Raw genomic sequence first — 493 nt, forward strand, 5'->3', positions numbered from 1 at the left:
CTGCCATATACCAATCATCTATGGCTTCTTGGGTTTTATTAATATTATTAAGTTCATTTTAAAAAGAGTAGAAACCTACCATTGGCAAGTTTCTACTAATAAATAATTATCCTTGGTATGAACAAAGTTCCATGCATTCAATACAAGGTATTCTTCCATAATCTATATCTGGTGAGAAATGGCAAATACAATGCATTTCAGCATTACCCGAACCATCTCCTGACCAACACTCCTCCCAGGCATTTTCACCTAAGCCATAGCCTCCTAAAACAGATTTTAATTGGTTGCGTTGTAGCATATCATCAGCTCCCAACTTCAATTTTTTTAAACTTAATTTTTTCATAATAAAAAATTATTAATAATTATATTTGCCTTGAGCATTTAAAGACCATCAAGGTTTTGGTCTGCCTTTCGCGAAAAGGGTATTGTTCATGCCCAAAGTGTTTGCTTTGGGCTTTTTATTTTTATTGTAAGATCTCTCTTAAATCATCTA

General features: G+C 33.1%; 1 protein-coding gene. It reads right to left on the reverse strand.

Annotated features, from left to right (window positions below; translation table 11 throughout):
- Nucleotides 1–106 precede the first annotated feature (106 nt).
- Nucleotides 107–343: a hypothetical protein gene (locus Q4Q35_RS06995; RefSeq protein WP_303277242.1), complete on the reverse strand. Its 237-nt coding sequence runs from the start codon at nucleotides 341–343 to the stop codon at nucleotides 107–109.
- Nucleotides 344–493: the final 150 nt, after the last annotated feature.

This window comes from Flavivirga aquimarina (assembly GCF_030540835.1).
Lineage (GTDB): Bacteria > Bacteroidota > Bacteroidia > Flavobacteriales > Flavobacteriaceae > Flavivirga > Flavivirga aquimarina.